This is a genomic window from Halopenitus sp. H-Gu1 (assembly GCF_041821145.1).
In the GTDB taxonomy this organism is placed as follows: domain Archaea; phylum Halobacteriota; class Halobacteria; order Halobacteriales; family Haloferacaceae; genus Halopenitus.
Window position 1 is genome coordinate 18,577 of record NZ_JBGUBC010000005.1, and the last position, 20,517, is coordinate 39,093.

At 56.4% G+C, this 20,517-nt stretch carries 19 protein-coding genes and 2 pseudogenes; 12 read left to right on the top strand and 9 right to left on the bottom strand.

From position 1 onward, the window contains the following. The first annotated feature begins 72 nt into the window (after window positions 1-72). Window positions 73-909: a hypothetical protein gene (locus ACERIT_RS05190; RefSeq protein WP_373673776.1), complete on the top strand. Its 837-nt coding sequence runs from the start codon at window positions 73-75 to the stop codon at window positions 907-909. A gap of 108 nt (window positions 910-1,017) precedes the next feature. Here ACERIT_RS05190 and ACERIT_RS05195 read toward each other — a convergent pair whose 3' ends face one another. The 3 genes and pseudogenes from ACERIT_RS05195 to ACERIT_RS05205 form a co-directional block, all read right to left on the bottom strand. After that, the gene (locus ACERIT_RS05195; protein ID WP_373673777.1) at window positions 1,018-2,193 is read right to left on the bottom strand and encodes a PQQ-binding-like beta-propeller repeat protein; all 1,176 of its coding nucleotides are present in this window, start codon (window positions 2,191-2,193) and stop codon (window positions 1,018-1,020) included. 158 nt (window positions 2,194-2,351) lie between these two features. Then, the gene (locus ACERIT_RS05200) at window positions 2,352-3,551 is read right to left on the bottom strand and encodes a PQQ-binding-like beta-propeller repeat protein (RefSeq protein WP_373673778.1); all 1,200 of its coding nucleotides are present in this window, start codon (window positions 3,549-3,551) and stop codon (window positions 2,352-2,354) included. A gap of 114 nt (window positions 3,552-3,665) precedes the next feature. Then, a pseudogene (locus ACERIT_RS05205) lies at window positions 3,666-3,829 on the bottom strand (RNA-guided endonuclease TnpB family protein); the annotation flags it as partial. A 317-nt stretch (window positions 3,830-4,146) separates the two neighbouring features. On the opposite strand from ACERIT_RS05205, the gene ACERIT_RS05210 reads away from it, so the two are divergent. The 6 genes and pseudogenes from ACERIT_RS05210 to ACERIT_RS05235 all read left to right on the top strand — a co-directional run bounded on the left by ACERIT_RS05210 (window position 4,147) and on the right by ACERIT_RS05235 (window position 9,564). Next, the gene (locus ACERIT_RS05210; RefSeq protein WP_373673779.1) at window positions 4,147-5,094 is read left to right on the top strand and encodes a hypothetical protein; all 948 of its coding nucleotides are present in this window, start codon (window positions 4,147-4,149) and stop codon (window positions 5,092-5,094) included. Then, on the top strand, window positions 5,094-7,376 hold the full coding sequence (locus ACERIT_RS05215; protein ID WP_373673780.1) for an Eco57I restriction-modification methylase domain-containing protein: 2,283 nt from the start codon (window positions 5,094-5,096) through the stop codon (window positions 7,374-7,376). Before ACERIT_RS05210 ends, ACERIT_RS05215 begins: the two co-directional genes overlap by 1 nt. A gap of 73 nt (window positions 7,377-7,449) precedes the next feature. After that, complete coding sequence (locus ACERIT_RS05220) at window positions 7,450-7,995, top strand: winged helix-turn-helix domain-containing protein (protein WP_373673781.1); 546 nt, start codon at window positions 7,450-7,452, stop codon at window positions 7,993-7,995. 420 nt (window positions 7,996-8,415) lie between these two features. Then, window positions 8,416-8,817: a hypothetical protein gene (locus tag ACERIT_RS05225; RefSeq protein WP_373673782.1), complete on the top strand. Its 402-nt coding sequence runs from the start codon at window positions 8,416-8,418 to the stop codon at window positions 8,815-8,817. A 46-nt stretch (window positions 8,818-8,863) separates the two neighbouring features. Continuing rightward, window positions 8,864-9,088 (top strand): annotated as a pseudogene (locus tag ACERIT_RS05230) (IS5/IS1182 family transposase); the annotation flags it as partial. Between the two features lie 77 nt (window positions 9,089-9,165). Continuing rightward, the gene (locus tag ACERIT_RS05235) at window positions 9,166-9,564 is read left to right on the top strand and encodes a hypothetical protein (RefSeq protein WP_373673783.1); all 399 of its coding nucleotides are present in this window, start codon (window positions 9,166-9,168) and stop codon (window positions 9,562-9,564) included. 33 nt (window positions 9,565-9,597) lie between these two features. On the opposite strand, the gene ACERIT_RS05240 is transcribed toward ACERIT_RS05235, so the two are convergent. Continuing rightward, complete coding sequence (locus ACERIT_RS05240) at window positions 9,598-11,052, bottom strand: amidohydrolase family protein (protein WP_373673784.1); 1,455 nt, start codon at window positions 11,050-11,052, stop codon at window positions 9,598-9,600. 224 nt (window positions 11,053-11,276) lie between these two features. On the opposite strand from ACERIT_RS05240, the gene ACERIT_RS05245 reads away from it, so the two are divergent. Continuing rightward, window positions 11,277-12,191: a CPBP family intramembrane glutamic endopeptidase gene (locus ACERIT_RS05245; protein WP_373673785.1), complete on the top strand. Its 915-nt coding sequence runs from the start codon at window positions 11,277-11,279 to the stop codon at window positions 12,189-12,191. Between the two features lie 523 nt (window positions 12,192-12,714). On the opposite strand, the gene ACERIT_RS05250 is transcribed toward ACERIT_RS05245, so the two are convergent. Further along, window positions 12,715-13,167, bottom strand: a complete 453-nt coding sequence (locus ACERIT_RS05250; protein ID WP_373673786.1) for a DUF5518 domain-containing protein — start codon at window positions 13,165-13,167, stop codon at window positions 12,715-12,717. Window positions 13,168-13,271: 104 nt separating this feature from the next. On the opposite strand from ACERIT_RS05250, the gene ACERIT_RS05255 reads away from it, so the two are divergent. From ACERIT_RS05255 to ACERIT_RS05265, 3 genes are all read left to right on the top strand, one after another. Continuing rightward, window positions 13,272-13,730: an RDD family protein gene (locus ACERIT_RS05255; RefSeq protein WP_373673787.1), complete on the top strand. Its 459-nt coding sequence runs from the start codon at window positions 13,272-13,274 to the stop codon at window positions 13,728-13,730. 93 nt (window positions 13,731-13,823) lie between these two features. Next, window positions 13,824-14,267, top strand: a complete 444-nt coding sequence (locus tag ACERIT_RS05260) for a DUF5518 domain-containing protein (RefSeq protein ID WP_373673788.1) — start codon at window positions 13,824-13,826, stop codon at window positions 14,265-14,267. A 197-nt stretch (window positions 14,268-14,464) separates the two neighbouring features. Beyond that, entirely contained in the window at window positions 14,465-15,145 is a 681-nt protein-coding gene (locus ACERIT_RS05265) for a DUF5518 domain-containing protein (RefSeq protein WP_373673789.1), read from the top strand. A 102-nt stretch (window positions 15,146-15,247) separates the two neighbouring features. Here the strand turns inward: ACERIT_RS05265 and ACERIT_RS05270 are convergent, their stop codons facing one another. Further along, complete coding sequence (locus ACERIT_RS05270) at window positions 15,248-16,900, bottom strand: ATP-binding protein (RefSeq protein WP_373673790.1); 1,653 nt, start codon at window positions 16,898-16,900, stop codon at window positions 15,248-15,250. A 336-nt stretch (window positions 16,901-17,236) separates the two neighbouring features. Then, window positions 17,237-17,590 carry an ArsR/SmtB family transcription factor gene (locus tag ACERIT_RS05275; protein ID WP_373673791.1) on the bottom strand — a complete coding sequence of 118 codons (354 nt, stop codon included), beginning with the start codon at window positions 17,588-17,590 and terminating at the stop codon, window positions 17,237-17,239. Between the two features lie 152 nt (window positions 17,591-17,742). Here ACERIT_RS05275 and ACERIT_RS05280 point away from each other — a divergent pair, with 152 nt between their 5' ends. Next, a complete protein-coding gene (locus ACERIT_RS05280; RefSeq protein WP_373673792.1) occupies window positions 17,743-18,321 on the top strand; it encodes a response regulator transcription factor in 579 nt (192 codons plus the stop codon). Between the two features lie 43 nt (window positions 18,322-18,364). Here ACERIT_RS05280 and ACERIT_RS05285 read toward each other — a convergent pair whose 3' ends face one another. Then, window positions 18,365-18,820 carry a hypothetical protein gene (locus ACERIT_RS05285; protein ID WP_373673793.1) on the bottom strand — a complete coding sequence of 152 codons (456 nt, stop codon included), beginning with the start codon at window positions 18,818-18,820 and terminating at the stop codon, window positions 18,365-18,367. 111 nt (window positions 18,821-18,931) lie between these two features. Then, complete coding sequence (locus ACERIT_RS05290) at window positions 18,932-20,314, bottom strand: bacterio-opsin activator domain-containing protein (RefSeq protein WP_373673794.1); 1,383 nt, start codon at window positions 20,312-20,314, stop codon at window positions 18,932-18,934. Window positions 20,315-20,517 lie beyond the last annotated feature (203 nt).

The following is a 20,517-nucleotide window of genomic DNA, read 5'->3' on the forward strand; positions in this document are numbered from 1 at the left end:
TGTCTCTCCTCGTCTGATGTTCTGCAATCAACAAGTCAGAAAGTACTTGTTCTCTAGTAGGTGAGGTTCGCCATGGACCGCCGTGCCCTCCTCTCCACACTTGGCGGCGTCGGGCTATTAACCCTCGCAGGCTGTGCTGATAGTGACTCTCCTGCACGAGCGTCGACAACAACTGGTCAACTGAATTCCGATCAACAGTACCCCGACGGGGTAGGACCGAACCATATCAACTTCTCCAAGCTCGACGCGGACGACAACACGCTGTTGCACACCCCCCGAACACACTGGGATTCATATGCGATCATCTTCACTGAACCACCCAACCGTCGACGTGTCGAAGGAGACTACTACATCAACTCTTCCACCGGAGCGGTGATCTCTGATCTCTGGTACGGTGCGAAGGACTATCGCAATGGGGATACGTACGCATACGTCCAGCCTGCAGACCAGATTCCAAATGACCACCAACGCGAAGAGTTGGAATCAGACCCAGCGTTCGTCTACGACAACGCTACCAACGCGTACTATCGGTATGACCGTCAATACGGTCAGATCGCTCCCACAAATATTGGTCGGCATACGGAGATCCTCAGATACTACGACTGGGAAGCGACTAACACGACGACACACCACGGTGTCTCCGTCATTACCTACCAACTTGCCGATACAGTGCCGAACGACTCCCGTGCCCCGTCAGCGATCACAGGATCGCTCCAACTCGGCGTCGAAAACGGAATCATCTATGCGTTCAACATCACACTTGACGATGACGAGGGGGAGGCTCGCTACACCTACAGCGTGCGTCCAGCCCCATTCCCGGAACACAGTTGGGTAGAGACGGCCCGAACGGTCGCCGCCGCGAACACTACCGATGACAGTACTGAATCCAAACGCCTGCAGGCGACGTAGTCTTTCCCTCCTGATTGGTACGTCGTTCAGCCAGCCTCTCACTGTTCGATTACCGCAGCAAGACACGGTTCGACAGAGAACGTGAGTTGGCATCGAGATTTGATGCCGTTACCGGAGCAAAGCGAGTCCGGATGTCGTGCCCCCGCGGATGATGAAGCCATCTTCGACTGGAACGAGACCGCTGATCGTTCCAAGATCGTATGTTTCGCGCGACCAGGTAGTCCGGTGGTCGCCGGTTTTTCGGTCGTAGACTGAGACACCGGTGTTCGTTCTGCCCAGCGCGATCCAAGCATCTCCAATCAAGGGACGACCGGTGACGATTCCGGTCTCGACGCTCCACCGTGTTTCACCTGAGCCAGCGTCAAGAACGAGGCTCGTCTCGCCGGTCCCAGCGGGTACGACGACGTCCTGCCCGTGGACCGCGAGTCCTGAGTGAATCTTGCTGACGCCGTCAAGTGCGCGTGACCAGTGCGTCTCCCCGGTCAACGCGTCGATCGCGTATACTGTACTGTGAGTATCCGCGACGAACACCGTTCCGTCGTAGACTGAGGCTGACCCCACGATTTTGCCGAGCGCGAGATGCCAACGTTCCTTGCCGTCAAGGTCGTGTGCGAAGATACCGCCAGTGCCATTGACGTTCTGCGTCGTGTAGACGCCGTCGGTGTCCAGAGCAAGCGTATCGCCACCGCTGGCGTTCCATTTGACATCACCAGTACGGATGTCGAGAGAGGTGGGCGTGACGCCAGCGACGTAGACCGTTTCGTCGAGAGCGGCGACGGTCGTCTCGCCGTGCCCGCCGACGTCAGCCTGCCAGTACGTCTCCCCCGTCCCAGGATCGAGCGCAGTCAGCTTGTTCAAGCTGGGGACGAGGACGGCGCCACAGGCGAGTGCGGGGACTGTAGCGTCGTCGTCGAGATCGTGAGTCCAGAGCGGATCCTCCGTGGGGGCATCGTAATCGAGGGCGACGATTCCCCCGCTTGCGGGGACGTACGCGGTGCCGTCCGCGACGACAGGGAGTGAAGAGGCGAGCCGTTGGCGGCCATCGGTACGGGCTCCAGCGAGGACGTTCACGACATCCGCATCAGGGTTGGGTGGAGCGGTGTCCGTCCATCCAGTTCGGCCCGGATCACCACCGGCGGTGGGCCACTGTCCTGTTGAATCGTCACAGGGACCTTCGACAGGCGGCTTGTTGGAGAACACGTCGGAGGCACGACCAGCACAGCCGGCGACGCCGGCGGTCGTGGCAGCAGTCAGAGCGGAAAGGAGGGCTCTGCGGGAGGGCATCGTCTAGACCACAGACGTTCCGAGTAAGAAGATGTCGTTGGATGAAACGGTAGTGACTGGTTTCCGGTTCCTCAACGAACAGCCAAAACCACCGGCGAGTAGTCGGGAAGAACGCATCCTACTCACAGCCAATCGACACGGGAACCACTTTTCGAATGTCAGGCAGACTCCAACGCATACACCCGCGACGGCGACTCGTCTAACCCCTGTGTGACCGCGAAGACGGCTCCATCAGCGACAGCCAGCCCCTCCATGACCGCGCTTTCGACCGGGAAACGCCATCGCCGACCACCAAACGTCAGCGGGTCGATCCCGGTTCCGCCCGAGAGAGCGTAGGCTTCGACGAACCCGTTTCCATTTTCGCCTTTCTCACCACCCCCAATATAGACTGTATCACCAGCGATAGCAGGGGCCGCGTCGTAGCGCCCCTCTCGTTCCCAATCAATACTGCCGGTGCGTGCGTCAAACGTCTGGAGCCCGCCGCCGTAACTTCCGACGACGTGCCGTCCAGTCGCCGCGAGATGTGTGGGTCCGTGTTCGACTTCCCACTGGCTGGATCCCACATCCGCACCGTCCTGCAGGCGATAGACGGGCCCGCCGAAGGTTCCGACGTAGATGTCGCCGTTATGGGTGGTGATGGTGGTCACCCATCCGTCGACTTTCCGACGCCAGAGACCTGTGAACCCCTCGTGGTGCACGAACAACTCGTACACCTCACCGCTCTCAGTCCCGACCAGGAGTGAGCGGCCCTGTGCGAGCGCCGTCACGGGTCCGAATACCTCACCGCGAAGCGTGACGTCGCCAGTCGTTGCGTCAATCCGGTAGATGCGGCCCGTATCGTCACCGAGGAAGAGTGTGTCATAATTATGATCGAAGGTGGGAGCGGCTTTGATGCTTCCGCGCGTTTCGAGACGCCATTGCTCGTCGCCAGTTTCGACATCTAACGCAACAAAAGCGCGTTCGTCCGCGAATCCGACGTAGACAGTACCATTCCTGACGGCAGGAGCGCTCGACCACGGTTGCTCTTGACCGTGCCGCCAACGTTCTTCTCCTGTTTCGAGATCGAGCGCCACGAGTGCGCCGGACGTGGGGACCAGTACACGGCCAGCTGCGACGACAGGGCGAGCGGACGGTCCAAGACCGGACAGTTCGGTTGCCCAGCGTTCAGTCACCTCGTCACGAGGTGCCGCGGCATCTGGATTGTAGGCGGAGAACCCGCGGTCGTAGGCCGGCATCGGCCATTCTGTCGTATCATCCGTTCCGGGCGAATACTTCGACCCGCCGATACCGGTGCATCCGGCGAACCCAGCTGTACTGGCTACACCCAGGGTTGTCAGGAAACGTCGTCTGGAGGGCATGATGTAGGGGTCGTGTGACGAGTCGCAAAATCTTTCCGACAGTCATATCTCGTGCCAACTACCCCTCCCTGACGCTCGTTTTGCTCGCGTCTGAGAATGGGGCTTGTCCGTGAGCTAGACCTCGAACCCATCGAAGTAGACGTGAACCGCCTCGGGGTCATTATTCCAGACTACAGAGTCAGCTGACTGGCACCCATCAGCATAGACGACTGATGGCCTCGACAAACATACCGTAGTCCGATGTTCTTCGCCAAGTTATAATCCGCGTTCACGCTGGAGAGCAGAAGTATCAGAATAGAATCTCTTTGGTCTGAATGGATTATTAGGAAGTCCCAGACCATACTTTCTTCACCAATCTCTAAATTACTCTCAAATGTCTGAATAAGGCAGTAGAGGCGCTGAGAGAGCTATTTTCCGCCACTAACCTTTAAACGTGGAACGCTCATAGACCGGTTGCCGAACATATGACAGGGATACAGAACCACGTGAACGATTCGGTTGGTCCCAGGACCACCGTTCAAGCGCGTGAGGTCATCACCTGCGTTGGTGACGTTGGACCTCGACCGGCGCAAAAACCAAACAAGAGGCAAAGCAAATGGTGACGAATATCGACAGCGGACTACGATCCGCACGCGAGCACTTGAATCAGATCGCAGCGCACCGCCAAGGAGAAGCCGAATGCTCAGTCAACGAGTGGCAAGCGGACGTACGGGATTACGGGCAGATCCTTCATCGAAGACTCGAAGATCAGATTCGCACGTATAGCGAGAACACGTCGCTCACCCAACTCGAAGCGGAAGTTTGGGTGCTGCACAGAGCAGATAACGAGGAGACGAATTTCCTGACGTTCGCCGCCATTTCGCTCCTCTATTCGACCCCCGGAACGGGATTCGAGACAAATCGGCTAGCCGATGATGAGGCTAGTGCCGTTGATAGCGAGGATGTAAAGTGCATCTACAGTGATGCGAGAAAGAAATACAGAGAAGGGAACAACTTCGTCGAGGAAGTGTTCTCTTCGGAAAACGACCATGAGATCGACCTTCCAAGGAAAGTGTGGCTAGGGCTGTTCACGCTCAAGCGCCTAGAGAAGCGTCGCCAGCCCGGAGAACAAACAGTTGAGGAAATCGTCACGCGGCTCCTCGCTGAAAGTCGAACTCGTCGCCCATTAGACGAATTCATCGAAGAGTACATTCAGGCCCGAGGCCGGGAGAATGTCCTTGAGATTACGATCGAGCTGCACGACTTCGTATTCGGAGAGATCTGGATTAAGTCGTACACGAGTGTTGACGATGAGTTGCCGGATGTCGTGCTGGATACGGATGTCGTCACGATCGAAGGCCATCCGCACTTGCTCCAATTCGAAGAGGAGCCCTCAACTGACGTGGACCTCAGTCACTGGAAGTTGTACGTGTCAGATCGCGTTCTCGGTAGGGATAGCGTCGAGTTGGAAACCGGGATCGCGGCGATGGAAGATCACGTGCGCACCTTGATGGATGAGGAATCAATCATCAGCCAGGCCGAAAAGCAAATCGAGATCTCCTAATGGCGACCGATCTCGGGCCCACGAATCTCCTCCGCCGCCACACTGGAGATTCTGATTTGAGAACGCCGTGCATTGAGAGCCAAACGATCCCGGGGGTGGATGATATCGCCGCCGAGTCGCCTATCACCGTTGAACAACCCCAGTACTCGTCAAACGGTGAAGGGAGCGCTATTCCCTACCAGACGTGCTCCATTGTCGACGAAGAAACCATTGATACCATCACAACGACAGCCGAGACGGTAGCACCCGTCATCGCTGACTTGCCTGATCCGATGCGAACCCGAATCGAGGGATGGTGTGATCTTCACGGGTTCAATACCGAGGGTGGGCTTCCAGAGACGACCCTTGCTCGACAAGCGGTTTATTACATCTTGCTAAAGATCACTCTCTACGAGTGGCATCACCGATACGGGCACCTTCCGGAACTTCCGGAGAACATGCGGGACGGACTTCGTACTGCCGGAACGCAGACAGGTAATCCGGCATTCGAGGAGTGCGTCCTTGACGACCTCATTTGGCTCGCCGGAGAGACTGCTGTTGAAGGTGTTGTCGAGATCCGCGATCGATTACTGGAGTCCACACAACCCGCGGAGGACATTGGGGCGCTCTATGAAGCAATCCTATCCAACGAAGTGCGGCGGCCTCTCGGTCAGTTCAGAACGCCACCCGCCATCGGGAAGACTATGCGTACCTGGGCGGCCAACGAGGACGACACCGTCCTTGACCCTGGAGTAGGAGCAGGTGGACTTTCAACTCCAGCTCATCATCCACAGTGGAGTGTCAACACAGATCCAACTTATGTCAGCGGGATTGATCGCAGTCCTCTGTCGCTCCTTATGGGTTCAACAGCGTTGACACTCGCTCGACAGTCTCACGATCCGCACAGAGCAGATTTTCTCTCCATCTCTCCAGAGGATTTGTCGGAAGATGTGGATTCGATCGTCTGTAACCCACCGTACACCCGGCACCAAGCGCTCCCTGCAGACTACAAAGAATCAATTAATTTGCAAGCAGAACAGGAGACTGGACTTGAGATCAGTACAGCGACCCCGCTGTACGCCTACTTCATATATCATACGAGGGACTTCCTCACGGAGGGAAATTGGGCAGCGTTTCTGATACCACCCAATTTTCTTGCTGCTGACTACGGTGACGCGCTGAAGCAGTTTTTACTGGCGGAATTCGACATCAAGGCTCTGCTCTTGTTCGATTTGGCTGACGGGCCGGTCTTTGACGATGCACTCACAACGGTTCTCATCGCGTTCCTAGAAGTGTCAGATGAAACGGCGGAATCCGAAACGCGATTCATTCGCGTCGAGGATCAATGGGAGAAGATCCCGATTCAGGAAATCGTACGCGACGGGAAACAGGGACGCAGAGACTGGGGGTTCGTAAACTGTGTTCCGCAGGAGAGTCTCACGCCTGCGGAAAACTGGCGGTCGCTCTTCGAGCCACTCGATTTTGATACAAGCTTGCTTACGCCGTTTTCGGAGATTGCGGAGATCCATCGCGGAATCATGACGGGCGAAAACGACTTTTTTAGACTCTCACAAGCCGACATCGACGAGGTCAGGATCAAGGAACGATATCTGTCGCAGTTAGCTCCGAGTCCGAGAGTCGTCCACGGGTTGGATTTCCGTCAGGAGGACTGGGAACGGCATCGTGACAACGGGGAAGCTGTGTGGCTGCTCTATCATCTTGACGCTATCGACGGAGTTCCACGAACAATCGAAGCCGTCGAAAACGGCTGCTCTGAGGGTATCCTTACGCCGGAGGCAGCCTCGTCACCATCGCTTGTCGCGTACTTACAGTCAGGCCTGGTTGAACACCCAACCCTGGCCAGTCGATACACTATCCGAACCCGGTCACCGTGGTATCGTGTTGATCGACGAGATCCACCCCCGATCCTCATCCCGTATATGTACCGATCCGGATTCCGCGCCTTGCTCAACGAGACCGACGCCCGGTACGTGAACAACTATCTCGGGGTCTATCCTGATGGCTCGCTCAGTCGAACACAAGTTAAGGCGCTGCTGGCCTATCTGAACAGTTCGCTGGCGGATAAGGTCGTTCGTCGAGATGCCCGCCTCTACGGAGGGATGGACAAACTCGAACCTGGTGATCTCGCAGATGTTCCAGTGCTTGATCCACAATCGGTCACTGAGGAGACCGTCACAGCTCTCGCCAACCAATTCGATGAACTGCGAGAAACTGCGCGCCGTAACGGCTCCTGTACAGCAGTCGTCAGCCGTATCGATGCCATTCTCGAACAGGAACTGTGACTGTGCCGGTTGCGGAAACCGCAATAATTTGCAGTGGAGTAGAATTATTGTGCTAAACTGGGTATGACAGCATATGCCGCCCGGAAACGCGTCCGACGACGAGCCCGAGTGGGTGGAGACGTGGGAGGAGCACACGTCGGCGTTCGATCGGGTGACGTCAGTCACGATGACGCTTTCGGAGTTTCAGTCCGCCTCATGGATCGCCGAGGAGGCGGCCGTCTCCCCGAATACGGCGCGGAACCATCTAGACCGGCTCATTGATCTCGGCGTCGTGACGACGAGTGAGCAGGACGGAACTCGCCACTACTATCCGGATCCACTGTACACTCGTCTCCGAGATATTCAGGAGCTACTTGAAGACTCGTCGAAACAGGAACTCTCGGAGCAGGCCACCGCGTTGAAAGACGATATAGAGGCCTGGAAAGGCAAGTACGACGCCGACTCACCGGACATGCTCCGAGAACGAGCGGCCGTCGATGGCGTTTCCGCCGAGCAAGCGTACGAACTCACACAGGCCGCGAGCGACTGGGACCTCACCCGGTATCGACTCTCTCTTGTGCGGGACGCCATTAGGAACTACGACACCTGGCCATCCGACAGGTCGTCGAATACAGTGTAACCGGCGAACGGACCCCGTCGAGAAAACCCTCTAACATAACGGTCACCGACACGCTTCTCCCTGGCTCCTCCCGAGAACGTGTCCGCTCCAATGGGGGTACTGATCCGGGTTGTGATTTCAGATGTGGAGACAACGTCCTGTACTTTACCACTCAGTTCCACTTTCACCGCGCTTGGCCGAAGTTTATGGATCTTACCGCTAGAATAGAAGACGAGGGCTGCTCCCCCCACCCTCAGTGTCACACGTTCCCCGGTTATCACCCATGAGCATCCATACTCAACCGATCGGCTCATGTCCGCATTGCAGGACACAGATCCCGGGATCTCGATTGCTGATCGAGTACGAAACGGCTTCCGGATCGGCAGTATACGCGGAATGTCCGGACTGCAAAGATGTCGTCCATCCCGAATAGGCCAACCGATGCCTCAGTTCGATGTTGATGCTGAACGGATCAATCTTTTCGAGATTGACGGTCAGTATCTGTTCAAGCAGTACTTCGAACGAACCGATCTTTTCGAAGAGTTCCGTGAGTACTATAACGATGATGCCTACCGATTCGAAATTCCACAAGACGACCTCGATGTAGTACGCGAGCGGCTGACCGAGGCATACTTCGAACCCGTGATCGTCGACGATCTGGAATCGTTCTGCGTTGTCAAGGAAAAGTACACCGAGCACGCCGAAATTCTCAAACATTCGGTCACGCATTGGGAACGCCGCGGCCACCTGTTCTTCATTATGAAGGACGAACTCGCTGTCAAAGAAGCAGTTGAACGGGGTGCTGACCAGCTTGAAGAGACAGAGTTCGTTCTCGGACTCTGAGCAGGCACTTTAGCATTCAAATCCTGACGATACTCCCGATTGACAACAGCCAGTAATCAAATACCGGGAGTTCTTTTTGCTGGATATGGCGCATAACGCCCGCCATAACGACGATACCTATCACCGGAGGTCAATCGTAGAGGCCGTGTTCTTCGCCCTCAAGCAGCGGTACGGTGGCACGCTGCGGGAACGAACATTGTGCGGACAATTTCGAGAACTTGTTCTGAAAGCGTCAGTGAGAAATGTTGAGCTTGCCCCCTATTTCGGTTAGTGGAGATAGTAGCACAGGTATATGGCCGGTTGAGCGTCCGACATCAATATAAATCATCCAACCTGGATAGTACCCACATGAAGCGGCGTGCCCTCCTCTTACTCGGTGTGACTTCGCTGTTCGGCGGCTGTCTTGGAATTGGCGAGAACCAGCCCCAACCTCAGCTCGCATGGATTTGGTTACAGAACGACCGTGAGGAAGAGTACGAAGTTGACGTGGTCGTCGAAGAGGACGGTGAGTCGGTGTTTTCCGAAACGTACCCGTTGGGAGCGACGTCGGATACTGCAAACATCAACGTGGACAACCCTGTCGATGAGCCAGGACACTACGTCGTTCGGGCCACGATGGGTGGCGAAACGCGCGAGGTCGATATAGCTGAGTTCGTTGACGGCGATGAGAACTGCGTCGGAGTTCGATTCTCGTTACTCAACAATGGGAGTGTAGATTACTGGACGAAGTCTATGCAACAATGTTAGGATGTGAACCCGGACGTTCGTACGAGGTTCTGATCACCAGAAGTGTTGGTTGACAACGCCGCGCCCGTATTGTTTCATCGCGCGCAGCAATGGTCGTGTGGAGACGCGCCGAAGGATCGATTTCTCGGGCGGTGCACTGCCTGCAAGTGACGTTTCCCAGCCGGTATGTGTCTGTAAGCGTTCTCGCTCCCGTGTTGCGGCTGCGCGGACGCTCTCGACATCCATTGATTCGACCGACCGTTCCTCCATCAGGACCTCACCGTCGACGACGACTGTCTCGATATCGCCTGCAGTCACCGAGTTCATCAGCACCGACGGGAGATTGCTGTATGGCTTGTGGCGCGGGGTGTTAACGTCAGCAACGATGAAGTCGGCGCGCTTCCCGGGTTCGAGGCTCCCGACGTGGTCGTCGAGTCCGAGTGCACGTGCGGCGTCGATTGTGAGCGTTTTGAGCAGGTCGTACGAGGACCACTGCTGAGCACCGTACTCGAAATTCGACAACAGCCGGGCGTGTTTGGCTTCCTGAATGAGATCCCAGGAGTCGAACCAGAACGGGTCGTCCAGACCGATGACGACATTCGCACCGTACTCTTGGAGTGCCGGGAGCGGGAACCAGGTTCGCTTCCCGGCCTGGAAGTAACTGTACACAGTCGGACAGTGAAGGACGTGTGCGCCGGCATCGGCGATTCGCCGCGCGTCGTCCCGGTCAGCGTGCAGCAGGTGGGTTAGCAGCGTTCGCTCATCAAGGAGGCCGAACCGGTCGAGCAGGTCGAGTGGGTCGTCAGCGCCACTCCCTGCCGCCATCGTGTCTGCCTCGGCAGAGTCGTACAAATGTGTGTGGAGCCGCAAGTCGGGATAGTCTGCCCGGAGCTCAGCGACGCCCTCCCAGAGTTTCCGTGAACAGCCGGCCTCACCGCCCGGTGCGATACTCGCCGTGACACGCCCGTCGTAGGTGTCGTGGTAGGTTTCAATGAATCGACGGGCGTCCGCGAGCTGTTCGGCCGCGGGGGCGGGATTGACGAAGTCTGCGAGCTCCGGTCCGATCACACCCCGCAACCCGGACTCACCGATGGCTTCCGCCCCGAGTTCCGGCGTGAAGTCCATCGCGTTGACGGTCGTGACGCCATGGGTGAGTTGCCGTAGGCACGCGAGTTGCCACGCGGCCTCGAAGAATGATTCTCCCAGCATCGGTTCGGCAGTGTGGTACAACGCGAAGGCCTCTTTGAGCAGTTCACTGCCGTCGAGTTCGCTGAACAGACCCTGGACGAGGGTAAAATCGGTATGACGATGAGCATCGATGAGGCCAGGTATCACGACCTTGCCGCTGGCATCAATCACGCGCTCCGCAGTTGGGTCCCGATCTGCGGGCTCAGTTGATTCGACCGATGAAATGGTTCCGTCCGTCACTCGGATGGAGCCATTCTTCAGAATCTGGTTCTCTTGATTCACCGTGACGACGACCGCATCGTGAATCAGGAGATCAGTCATTACTCAATACAGATTAGTCGAATTAGGAAAGCAATTTTGGAAGCGACGACGGACTACGGCGACTCTACAGCAAGGTAGGACGAGCACCTTGCGCTATGGTTCCAGTCGGGTAACTCGCGGGCAGCGAACAAGCTGCCCAGAATTTATCTGAGTTGTGTGACTATTTCCGGTATGATCAGGCCTGGCGCGAGTACGTTACCCGGAGATGGATAGGTGAATAGATGATGAGCGCCTCCGCTCACGATTCGGGTGTTCGGGCGTGGATCAACCGGCATCGAATCGCCGCCTTCCTCGGGATCACGTACGCGTTCACGTGGCTCATTCAAGGGGCGCTTCTCGCTAGCGGGATGGAGGCGTCGTGGACACATTCGATACTCATCGGGTTCGGTGGCTTCGGACCGCCGGTCGGAGCAGCCGTAGTCATCTGGGCGAGTGATGGCGATCTCCGAAAGTGGATTGGGCAGTTCTTCCGCTGGCGCATCGGCCTCAAGTGGTGGGTCATCGCACTCGGGTTACCCTTCGTCATCCTCGTCCTCGGGGTCCTCCTGTTCGTCGCGTTCGGCGGACCGATTGATCTGGGTTCGTTCCCGTTCGTGGGCATCTATCTGTTCGTGTTGGCTTGGGGTACCATCTGGGGTGGCGGGCAAGAAGATCTGGGCTGGCGCGGGTTTCTCCTTCCGTTGCTTCAGGACAGGTATAGCGCGTTCGTGTCGAGCCTACTAGTCGGCGTCGCGTGGGCCGGTTGGCACCTTCCCCTGTTTTTGAACCCGACGACGACCCACGGCGGTTGGCCGCTCTCCCAGCAACTCATCTGGATCGTCTCGATCTTGGCCGGCTCTGTGCTCTGGACGTGGATGTACAACAGCACGGGCGGGAGCGTCCTCGCGGTCGCCGTGTTCCATGCCGGTGTCAACGGGATGGGCGTGTTCCACCCGGCCGATACCGCCGCGATGGCACCCGGGGGCGTTCCCGACCCGTGGTTGACACTCCTTTCGGAGATTACTGGAGCGCTTCCGCTAGTCGCTATTGCGCTTCTCTTGGTGATCGTGTACGGACCAGATCGTCTCACGAATCGGGAGATTCCGGGTCGGGAAGTAGTCGGGCTCAAGGAACCCGCCGTCGACGAACGAAACGAGTGAGTATCAATGGCGACTGGGCCGACCGAACAGCCAGTAGACAACACGACGTTCCGGAGTAGGCTTTGGGCACTTGACGTCGCTAGACTGCGAGAGGCGTCGTGGTTCACGCTCACAGTCGTTGTTGTCGCTGCGGCGACGGCGGTAACGGTCTTCAATCTATATGTTAACGCGATTCTCGGTGCCGTACAGCCGATATTCGACGCGACAGGTGGGCTCGTTCAAACCACGCTTCTGGTCAATGTCTTGCTCCTCGGGGGTATCGTCGGTGGACTGATTCTCCGACTCGGCGGGCTTCGCCCGCGAGATGTTGGAATCAAACGAGAGGGGCTCTGGATCGGCGTATCGATCACGGTCGGGACGTGGCTCAGTATGCAGACCGTCGGGGCTCTCGCGGCCATCGTCCAAGGACGACCGCTCGGTTTCAATGACGCTTGGACGACGTTGGGGGCCTTTACGGTGGTCGGTGGATTTCTTGCGCAGGTCTTCGGGAACGCCCTCTACGAGGAGCTGGTCTATTTTGCTGTTAGTTACTCAGAAAAGAATGTTGCTGGAAGAAGTCTTTCTCGGCGAGCCAACCACCGACCTTCGCTCCGAGGAAGCCTACGAGCGCCCCAAGACCAAAGAGAACCACCGCAATTGTCCCGATGACAAGGACGAGCGCGGCGCTGCGGAACCACAGCGGTCCCGATACCACTGTGAACGCTTCAAACACATCGACGAGAAACCATAATCCAGGTGCTGCTCCGACAATCCCGGCGCGGAGACCAGCAGCCGCACCGTTAGCGTCAATCACCCGTGTTTTGGCGAGGAATCCCGCGATGAGACCGCCAACGAACACCATATTGAGGGACAGTTCATTACCCATTCCTGACAGCCAGTAGAGGCCGATTGTGAGTGGGAGTGAGATGATTCCACCGATGAGAGCGCATTGCCACGTCGCGGAGACGCGTCTTTGAAGGAAATCAATCCAGGTCATAGTTCGAAAACGCATCTCCAGAATCATAGTATTTCAGCGGCATTTCCGGGAGAGAAACACTGCTCTCGGTTGTTTATGCCTGTCAGTCTACGCACCAAGTAGGCATGGAAGAGACAGATCGTGCCGAATACTGTGGCATCGGTATTCGAGGTGTCGCAATCGGAATCGATTCGTTTGTGTGGATTGCACTCTTGTTCGTTGCAATCTTCCTCACGGGTGTGTTCACGGGACAACTCGAAACCGGGGCACAAGGCATAGACACGAATCTAACCGGTACTCCTGCGTCAATCGCGCTGGGGCTGTGGTTCGTACTGGCGCTCGGCTACCACACAGTCTTCGAGTGGCAGTTTGGGAAGACAATCGGGAAAGCATTGGTAAATATCCGTGTGGCGAGCGTCGACGGATCCCCGCTCACTCTCGGATCCTCCTTGATACGAAACGTCTTGCGCCTCGTCGATTGGCTGCCCGGGTTGTATCTCGTCGGGATTGTGGGAGCAGTGGTTTCGGAGCGGAAGCAACGTCTTGGTGACAGACTAGCGGGGACGACGGTCGTTAGTTCGTGATATCATAGGTCACGTTGAAGAAGACACGGAACCCCGCATCGTTTGGCCTTACAAGTGATCAAATCCGTGTCTCAAATCACTCCTGAAATAAATATGCCATCACCCATCAACGTACGTACTCTCTCCACACCATGGCGATTCGCGCTCATCGGCGCAGTAGCCTCGCTACCAGTCGCTGGTGTTCTAAACTGGCTGCCGAACTCGGAGGCGACCATCGGCGGTAGTATCATGGTGATCGGAGCGTTTATCGCAGGAGCCTTCGCAGAAATCCGCTCGGGGGACTCAGGTGCAGCCGGACTTCGCGCTGGTTTCATCGGTGGTGTTCTCGCAGTACTCCTGTTCGTTATAACAGTGGTCAGCACCGCGGCCAATGGTATGATGGGAGGATGGCCACTTTCCAGATTCATATTCTGGGCCTTCGCCTGTGGGTTATTCCTGTGCGTCGCCCCGATCTTCGGGTTTGGATTCGGACGTGTCGGTGGGTGGGTGGTAAATACTGTTACTTCACTATGGACGACCGAGACGAATAGGTCATAATCATTCTACGACGTGTCGTTCGTCGGATTTCCAGTCCACAAGGCCAATGTCGAGCGGAGCTTGGATATTTTACAGAATGGTGGTTTCAACCGGAGGTATTGACTGAAGCGTAGTATCGAACAGTAGTCCACCAGCCGTGTTACGGAGAGAGAAACACGGACTCACCATCCACAACCACGGAACTCGCTAGGTCGGGTATGGGAGATCATACGCCATCCAACCCGGCCACCGCGAAAACCGCGATAGCGTTCAGTCGTCCGATTGATTGGGCAATTGGCGCGATTCTAAGCTTTGCTGGCACCCTCATCGCACTCAGTGGAACAGCACTGTACTACGGCGTCACCCGTCCCGATATCACCGACTACGTCCACAGTTCGGAGTTCCAATCGGAGGTATTGACTGACGGTGAAGCGATTGACGCTCTCATTGCTCTCGGCCAGTGGAGTGGTATTGGCCTTCTCGCGGCGGGTGGACTGCTGATATTGATTGGGACCGCCGTCGTGGTCGCTCACCGTCGCGCTCGGCTCGACGACCGGAGCACTCCGAACTGGGTTCTTGGCGTAGTCGGCGCTCTAATTGGATCGCTCCTCAGTTTCATTCCGCTGTCACCGATTCTGGGCGGGTTAGCTGCCGGGTATCTCAATCGGAATCCGGAAACGAGCGGTCTGGGTACAGGAACACTTGCGGGGGTGTTCGGAAGCCTGCCGTTGTTCGTCGTCATCGTCGTCGCAAGCATCGGGCTGATCGTGAGCGTTCCCAACGAGACGGCGACTGCCGTCGTTACGGTTGTCAGCATTTCCCTATTCCTGATATTACCCTATTTCGTTGGACTGAGTGCAATCGGCGGCTATCTTGGAGGATGGGTTCGAAAGTTCTGACAGATACTCATAAGATCAATTTGACCAATTGACGGTTGGCGACCTTCAGTGAAAGGTGGCTATTCTATGACGATAGGATGATTGACAGTCGACGGGGACGGTTTAGGTTGCCGTGTCGTAGAGGCGGATCGTGACGATACTTCCTTTTGGGTCGTTCTGCTCGAACTGAAGGTCTCCCCCCAACTGGGAGACAGCCCAGTTGACGAACCACAGCCCAATCCCCTGCCCGTGCTTGAGTTGTGTCTCAGTGCCAGTCGCCAAGATTTCCTGTTCTCGTTCGGGGAGACCAGGCCCGTTGTCCTTGACGGCGATTTCGGCTGCTCCATTCCTATCTTCTCGAATGCTGATTTCGACTTGTGGTGAGTCCCTATCTGTGTGACTGAATGCGTTGTCGACGAGTTCAGTGAGCGTTTGTTGAATCACAGTTTGATGGGATGTAATCAGTAGCTCGTCGGGACCGGTGAGCGAGATGTTGCCTGGATTGTCGCCGGTTCTGAATTGGTCGACGACCGTTTCCGCGATGGGTATGAGATCGACCGTTTCCGGCGGATCCGTGCTTGCCGTCATAACTTCCTCTGCCTTTCTGGCTTTCTTGCTAAGGTCCAGGAGGTCAGCCGTGCTGTCTTGAATCCCCGATTGTATTTCCTCGTCGTCGATGTGGTCGGCATACGCGAGTACGACATCCAAATCATTCCGGACGTTGTGCCGGAGGATTCGGTTGAGCACCGTGAGGCGTTGTTCCCGCGTTTGCTGATCGGTTACGTCTCGGAAGAGCACCGTTCTGGCGACCGGGTTATCCTCGTCATCGGCTGGGGATTCGGTTACAGCGGAGACACTGAACTGAAACTGTCGTCGGCCTCTGGACGTTTGGAGTGCAACGGTTCCCGTGGCACCCACAGGGAAGTGCGTCTGTTCGAGACCGTCAACAACTGACCGGATCGGCTCACCGACCATCGTCGCCGCCGGACTATCGAATACCTCTGCTGCGGTCTTATTGACATCGAGAATGTGGTCGTCCCAGTCGAGGACAAAGATTGGCTCCTGCAGAGTCTCAACAACGCGTGTTCGCGCCACGTAATCGGCCTTCGGGAAGCCAGTCATAACTGGGTATCGTCGTACGGCCACGGCAAGGAGTACGCCGGACAAGAGCAGGCCAATCGTTGAACTGCTCGTGAGGGATGTATTGTTTCCGATCAAGCTAATCAGGTAGGGAGCCGAGACACCGCCGACGACGACCGCAATATGTGTGTTCGAAATCCGGGGATGGCTGCTACCGAAATCGACCAGGAGGTACGTCGCATATATAAACAATATGAAGACGTACATGACTTCCCAGCCGATTAACGGTGCAAGCATACGCTCGACGGCACTTTCCGATGGACCGACTGCGATTACAAGGCCACTCAAGAGTACCGGGATCACAATGCCGGCGAACAGAATGATTCGTTTCCACGTTAGACCTGTTCCGCGGCCAGTGTAACTGAGTGCGTAGACAATCCAAATACCCGGGATGATCAAAGCAGCACCGAATTGGCCCAGCGAAAAGCTCGCGGATAGCAGCCCTATAGACGATACGCCCGGGAGTTCAGAGCCGAACGCGAATACTGCCCAGAGCGTCAGCACCGCGAGGAGCGAAATGAACGGTTCTGCACTAGGCCGCTCCCGAGATTGGAACGCTGTCCAAGTCGTCCAACCAAGTAGAGCGGCCGCAACAGCGGTGAGAGCGAGTACGCCGAGTCTCTCCAAGAGGGCCATATTTCGAGTTCTCCGGTGAATCTTGCTCGTCGTGTGTTATGAACGCGGTGATGATTCGCTTTGAGTTGTATAGAAAATGATATCAAACGGCGATCGGTTCAGGCTAAATGTCCCAGCCATTATATTCAGGCAGTAGATCGTGACACACTACAAAGTGGAAACCGTCGCAGTTTCCGAACGGAGGGCCGAAACGCGTTGCGAGGGTGGGGGCGGGGATGGGGTGCCAGTCGGGTACCCGTCTGGGGGCAAGACGGGTATGTGGATTATGCACCACTCAGATAATAATTGGTAGTTCCGTGTTTCTGGATTAGAAACAATCAGAGCGTAGCTTTGGGATTAGTCTGCGACACGAACCATCGCATCCATACCACCTTCGTCGAGAGAGAGCGAGAGCGAGGTAGCGACAGCCTCGAATCGTTCTCGGTGGTGGCCATCTTCACAGATGGTCATCTCAGTACGGACGAGCCCTGCGTCACGAAGGTCGTTGAGGCGGCGGTATGCCGTCGGCCGTGAGACACCGGCGGCTTCGGCGACGTCACGACCCCCCCGCGGTTGCTCGGCGACGACTTCGTAAACGCGTCGAGTGTACTCATCTCCGAAGAGATCGAGGAGTTCGGCCGTCGTGAGGTCGTTGGTCTCGGTGCGTTCGGATGGATGCTTCGACTGGGGAGCCTTGGGGTGGGCGGACATACTATTGAAGAGAATCCCTATCCTACTGGATGGCGGTGCTAGGAATGCAGACTCCTCCATCACCGCAACTCTAGGAGTGCAGATGAACTGCGAAGAGAAGCCCATCAGTTATAGGGATTCAGCCACGACACCCAGATAAGCAGACGAAACAGATGCCCGGAACCGACGATGTAGATAACGTACGCGCGCTTGTTGTTGATGACGAACAGGAAGTAGCGGATGCGTATGCGTTGCGACTCCGAGGATTCTGCGGGGTCGAAACCGCGTACGGTGGCGCGGAAGCGCTCTCGATCATCGAGGATTCACCAATCGATATCGTCCTCTTAGATCGCCATATGCCGGGTATGTCTGGTGATGACGTGCTGTCGGAACTCGACGAACGGGGCTTCTATGGCCGAGTCGTTATGGTGACTGCGGTCGATCCGGGAGTCGAAGTCTTGGATATGCCGTTCGACGATTATCTGTGTAAGCCTGTTGAGCGAGAAGATGTGCGTGCAGTGGTCAATCAGCAGCGGCAGATTCTCGCCTACGAAACGCTGGGGGAATTCTTTAGCGCCGAAGCCAAGCGTACAGTACTCGATGCGGAGATGAGCCCAGAGAAGCGCCGTGAGCATAGTGGATACGCAGAGATCCCAGAGCAAGCTGAACATCTCGAACAACGAGCGCGGCGACTACTGACTGACGATAGCATACTCGATCAGTTCGACCAAATCGAACGGGAAGAGAGGTGACCTGCCAGACACTCACCGCTCGATAATTGCTTCGAAGACGGTGTTACGTTGGCAGATTTGCGAACATAAGCACGAGTCCGATAAAAACGAATCCAACAGACGTAATGACGGCATACCAAATAACGCCGATTCCGAGGGCGATGCGGCCGCCCAGTCCGACACCGTTGGGCGTCCAATAGCCTCGTGCAGGTAGGATTCGGAGGGCGGTAAGTGCGATGGCTCCGGGGAACAGTAGATTGGCAGCAAGAACGCCACCAACGATACCAACTGCGTCACCCCCTGTGACTGTCCCAGTCCCTGCGATAAGGAGCATAATGACGAGGTATGAGAACGACTGTACCACGATTATACCGGCACCGATGAGCAGATAGTTCACGACGAGCCAGTTGGTAGGCCAGCGAAACAACTCACGGAGACGTGTAATCGCCAGGAGCGGCGACCAGAACAGAAGAACGATGACTGCGAAGCCAGCGACGACGCATAGTTGCTGGAAGGCCATATTGAGTCTTGCATCCTTGGAAGCATATCATTCCAGTCTGTGTTTCTCTACCTGAAGCGCAATTCGAGTGATGACAACACTTGATCTGGCCAGAATAGCGGCAGTCAATTGTTAACGGTCCTCGGATCGTTCAGTATTCTCGCCAAGATACGCATCGAGTAGCTTCCGCTGTCCAGCTCGCAGGTGATACAGCAGCGTCGAACCGGTAATGTCGAGGGATGCAGCGACTTCTTCCGCTGTACTTCCCCGGGGGGATTCGAAGTAGTCCGCGAGGTACGCAGTCTGCAGCACAGTCTGTTGTCGTTCAGTCAAAGCATCATTTAACGCGTCCCGGAATTCACGAGCGGTCGTCACCGATCGCTCTCGTTCCTCCTTCGCAACAAATTCCATATCGTAATCGCGGCTGACGGTATCTGCAATCCGCCGAACGTCGCCGTCTGGTGGAAGCTCGACGACGAGTTGGCCGGATCCACTATCGAAGTTCGCTTGTCGAATAGTCCCGCCGAGGGACGAGATTGCGAGTAGTGGTGTGGAGGCCTGTACCGTGAGTTCGATAGTCCCATCCGAATCGGATTCACGAATGGCTCTGGTCTCGACAATCCCATCGATAGCAGCCACCGCATCCTCAACGGCGCGGACGTCAGCGTCCTCGACCGAGACGAAGCACAGTAACGCATCATCCCCATGAGGGACTAATCCTTCTAGTAGCAACGTCGAGTCGAGGGACTGGCTAAGCTTCGATAAGACCGAGTTATCTCCGACTTCGAACGTAAGTTCAGCGACTGTGTCGGAGAGTAGTAGATTCCGATTCCGGGCAGCGGTGACGGCGAAACCAGCGACTTCACCTAATGTCTCAAAAGTCGTGCGTTCTCGATCAGAGAATGCCTCGGTTCCCGCCGCATAGACGCCGACCACACCGTGTACGTTCGAACCGTACACGAGCGGAATGGCCAGTGCTGATTGAACGCCGTCCGCGAATCCAGCCGTCCAGACTGATTCCGGTACTTGATGGTTATCTGCGAGTGGTTGCGCAGACTGCAACCGGCCGCTCTCGATTGCACGCTCTTCGAGAGTCTTCGCTGCATCGTCGTCAAGCGAATCCCGTACCGCCGCAAATGTCTTGTCGGCCTCGCCCCCAACAGCGTGGATAACGAGATCGTCGCTCCCAATCTCGCGCTCGCCAACCCACGCAAATTCGTAGATGTCAGCGTCGCCGAGGCTGCGGGAGATCGTTTCAGCGATCTCCTCGCGGGAGGTGGCACCGACGAGCTCCGCAAGGATCTCGGAGAGTACGTCCTCAATGACAGCCGTTCGTTTGCGCTCGGTTCGCAGCTGTTCAATAGACTGCTCGTAGCGTCTCCGCTCCGTTACGTCTTGGAGATAGACCGTGACACCCTCGTCAGTAGATGCGACTGAGACATCGAGCCAGCGTTCCAAATCAGGGTAGTACTCCTCGAAAGACATTTCAGTGAGCGAATCGCCTTCAAACGTCACCAAGAGAGAGTCCTCGACAGAACGAGGGAAAATCTCCGCGAGAGGTGTCCCGATCGCATCGTCCCCAGAATCGATCAGTGACTCAGCAACCTCATTGATATCAACCAATATCCCATCTGGAGAGACGATGAGGACACCGACAGGAGCGTTCTGAAGCCGGTCATCCATAGCTACTAGCACCGTGTTCGTTCGATAATGGTCTA

Coding starts and splice junctions, on each gene's coding strand:
- ACERIT_RS05190 (WP_373673776.1), top strand. CDS start 73: ATGGACCGCCGTGCCCTCCTCTCCACACTTGGCGGCGTCGGGCTATTA.
- ACERIT_RS05240 (WP_373673784.1), bottom strand. CDS start 11,052: ATGACTGATCTCCTGATTCACGATGCGGTCGTCGTCACGGTGAATCAA.
- ACERIT_RS05215 (WP_373673780.1), top strand. CDS start 5,094: ATGGCGACCGATCTCGGGCCCACGAATCTCCTCCGCCGCCACACTGGA.
- ACERIT_RS05250 (WP_373673786.1), bottom strand. CDS start 13,167: ATGACCTGGATTGATTTCCTTCAAAGACGCGTCTCCGCGACGTGGCAA.
- ACERIT_RS05275 (WP_373673791.1), bottom strand. CDS start 17,590: ATGTCCGCCCACCCCAAGGCTCCCCAGTCGAAGCATCCATCCGAACGC.
- ACERIT_RS05235 (WP_373673783.1), top strand. CDS start 9,166: ATGAAGCGGCGTGCCCTCCTCTTACTCGGTGTGACTTCGCTGTTCGGC.
- ACERIT_RS05280 (WP_373673792.1), top strand. CDS start 17,743: ATGCCCGGAACCGACGATGTAGATAACGTACGCGCGCTTGTTGTTGAT.
- ACERIT_RS05270 (WP_373673790.1), bottom strand. CDS start 16,900: ATGGCCCTCTTGGAGAGACTCGGCGTACTCGCTCTCACCGCTGTTGCG.
- ACERIT_RS05225 (WP_373673782.1), top strand. CDS start 8,416: ATGCCTCAGTTCGATGTTGATGCTGAACGGATCAATCTTTTCGAGATT.
- ACERIT_RS05210 (WP_373673779.1), top strand. CDS start 4,147: ATGGTGACGAATATCGACAGCGGACTACGATCCGCACGCGAGCACTTG.
- ACERIT_RS05200 (WP_373673778.1), bottom strand. CDS start 3,551: ATGCCCTCCAGACGACGTTTCCTGACAACCCTGGGTGTAGCCAGTACA.
- ACERIT_RS05265 (WP_373673789.1), top strand. CDS start 14,465: ATGGGAGATCATACGCCATCCAACCCGGCCACCGCGAAAACCGCGATA.
- ACERIT_RS05255 (WP_373673787.1), top strand. CDS start 13,272: ATGGAAGAGACAGATCGTGCCGAATACTGTGGCATCGGTATTCGAGGT.
- ACERIT_RS05195 (WP_373673777.1), bottom strand. CDS start 2,193: ATGCCCTCCCGCAGAGCCCTCCTTTCCGCTCTGACTGCTGCCACGACC.
- ACERIT_RS05285 (WP_373673793.1), bottom strand. CDS start 18,820: ATGGCCTTCCAGCAACTATGCGTCGTCGCTGGCTTCGCAGTCATCGTT.
- ACERIT_RS05220 (WP_373673781.1), top strand. CDS start 7,450: ATGCCGCCCGGAAACGCGTCCGACGACGAGCCCGAGTGGGTGGAGACG.
- ACERIT_RS05260 (WP_373673788.1), top strand. CDS start 13,824: ATGCCATCACCCATCAACGTACGTACTCTCTCCACACCATGGCGATTC.
- ACERIT_RS05245 (WP_373673785.1), top strand. CDS start 11,277: ATGAGCGCCTCCGCTCACGATTCGGGTGTTCGGGCGTGGATCAACCGG.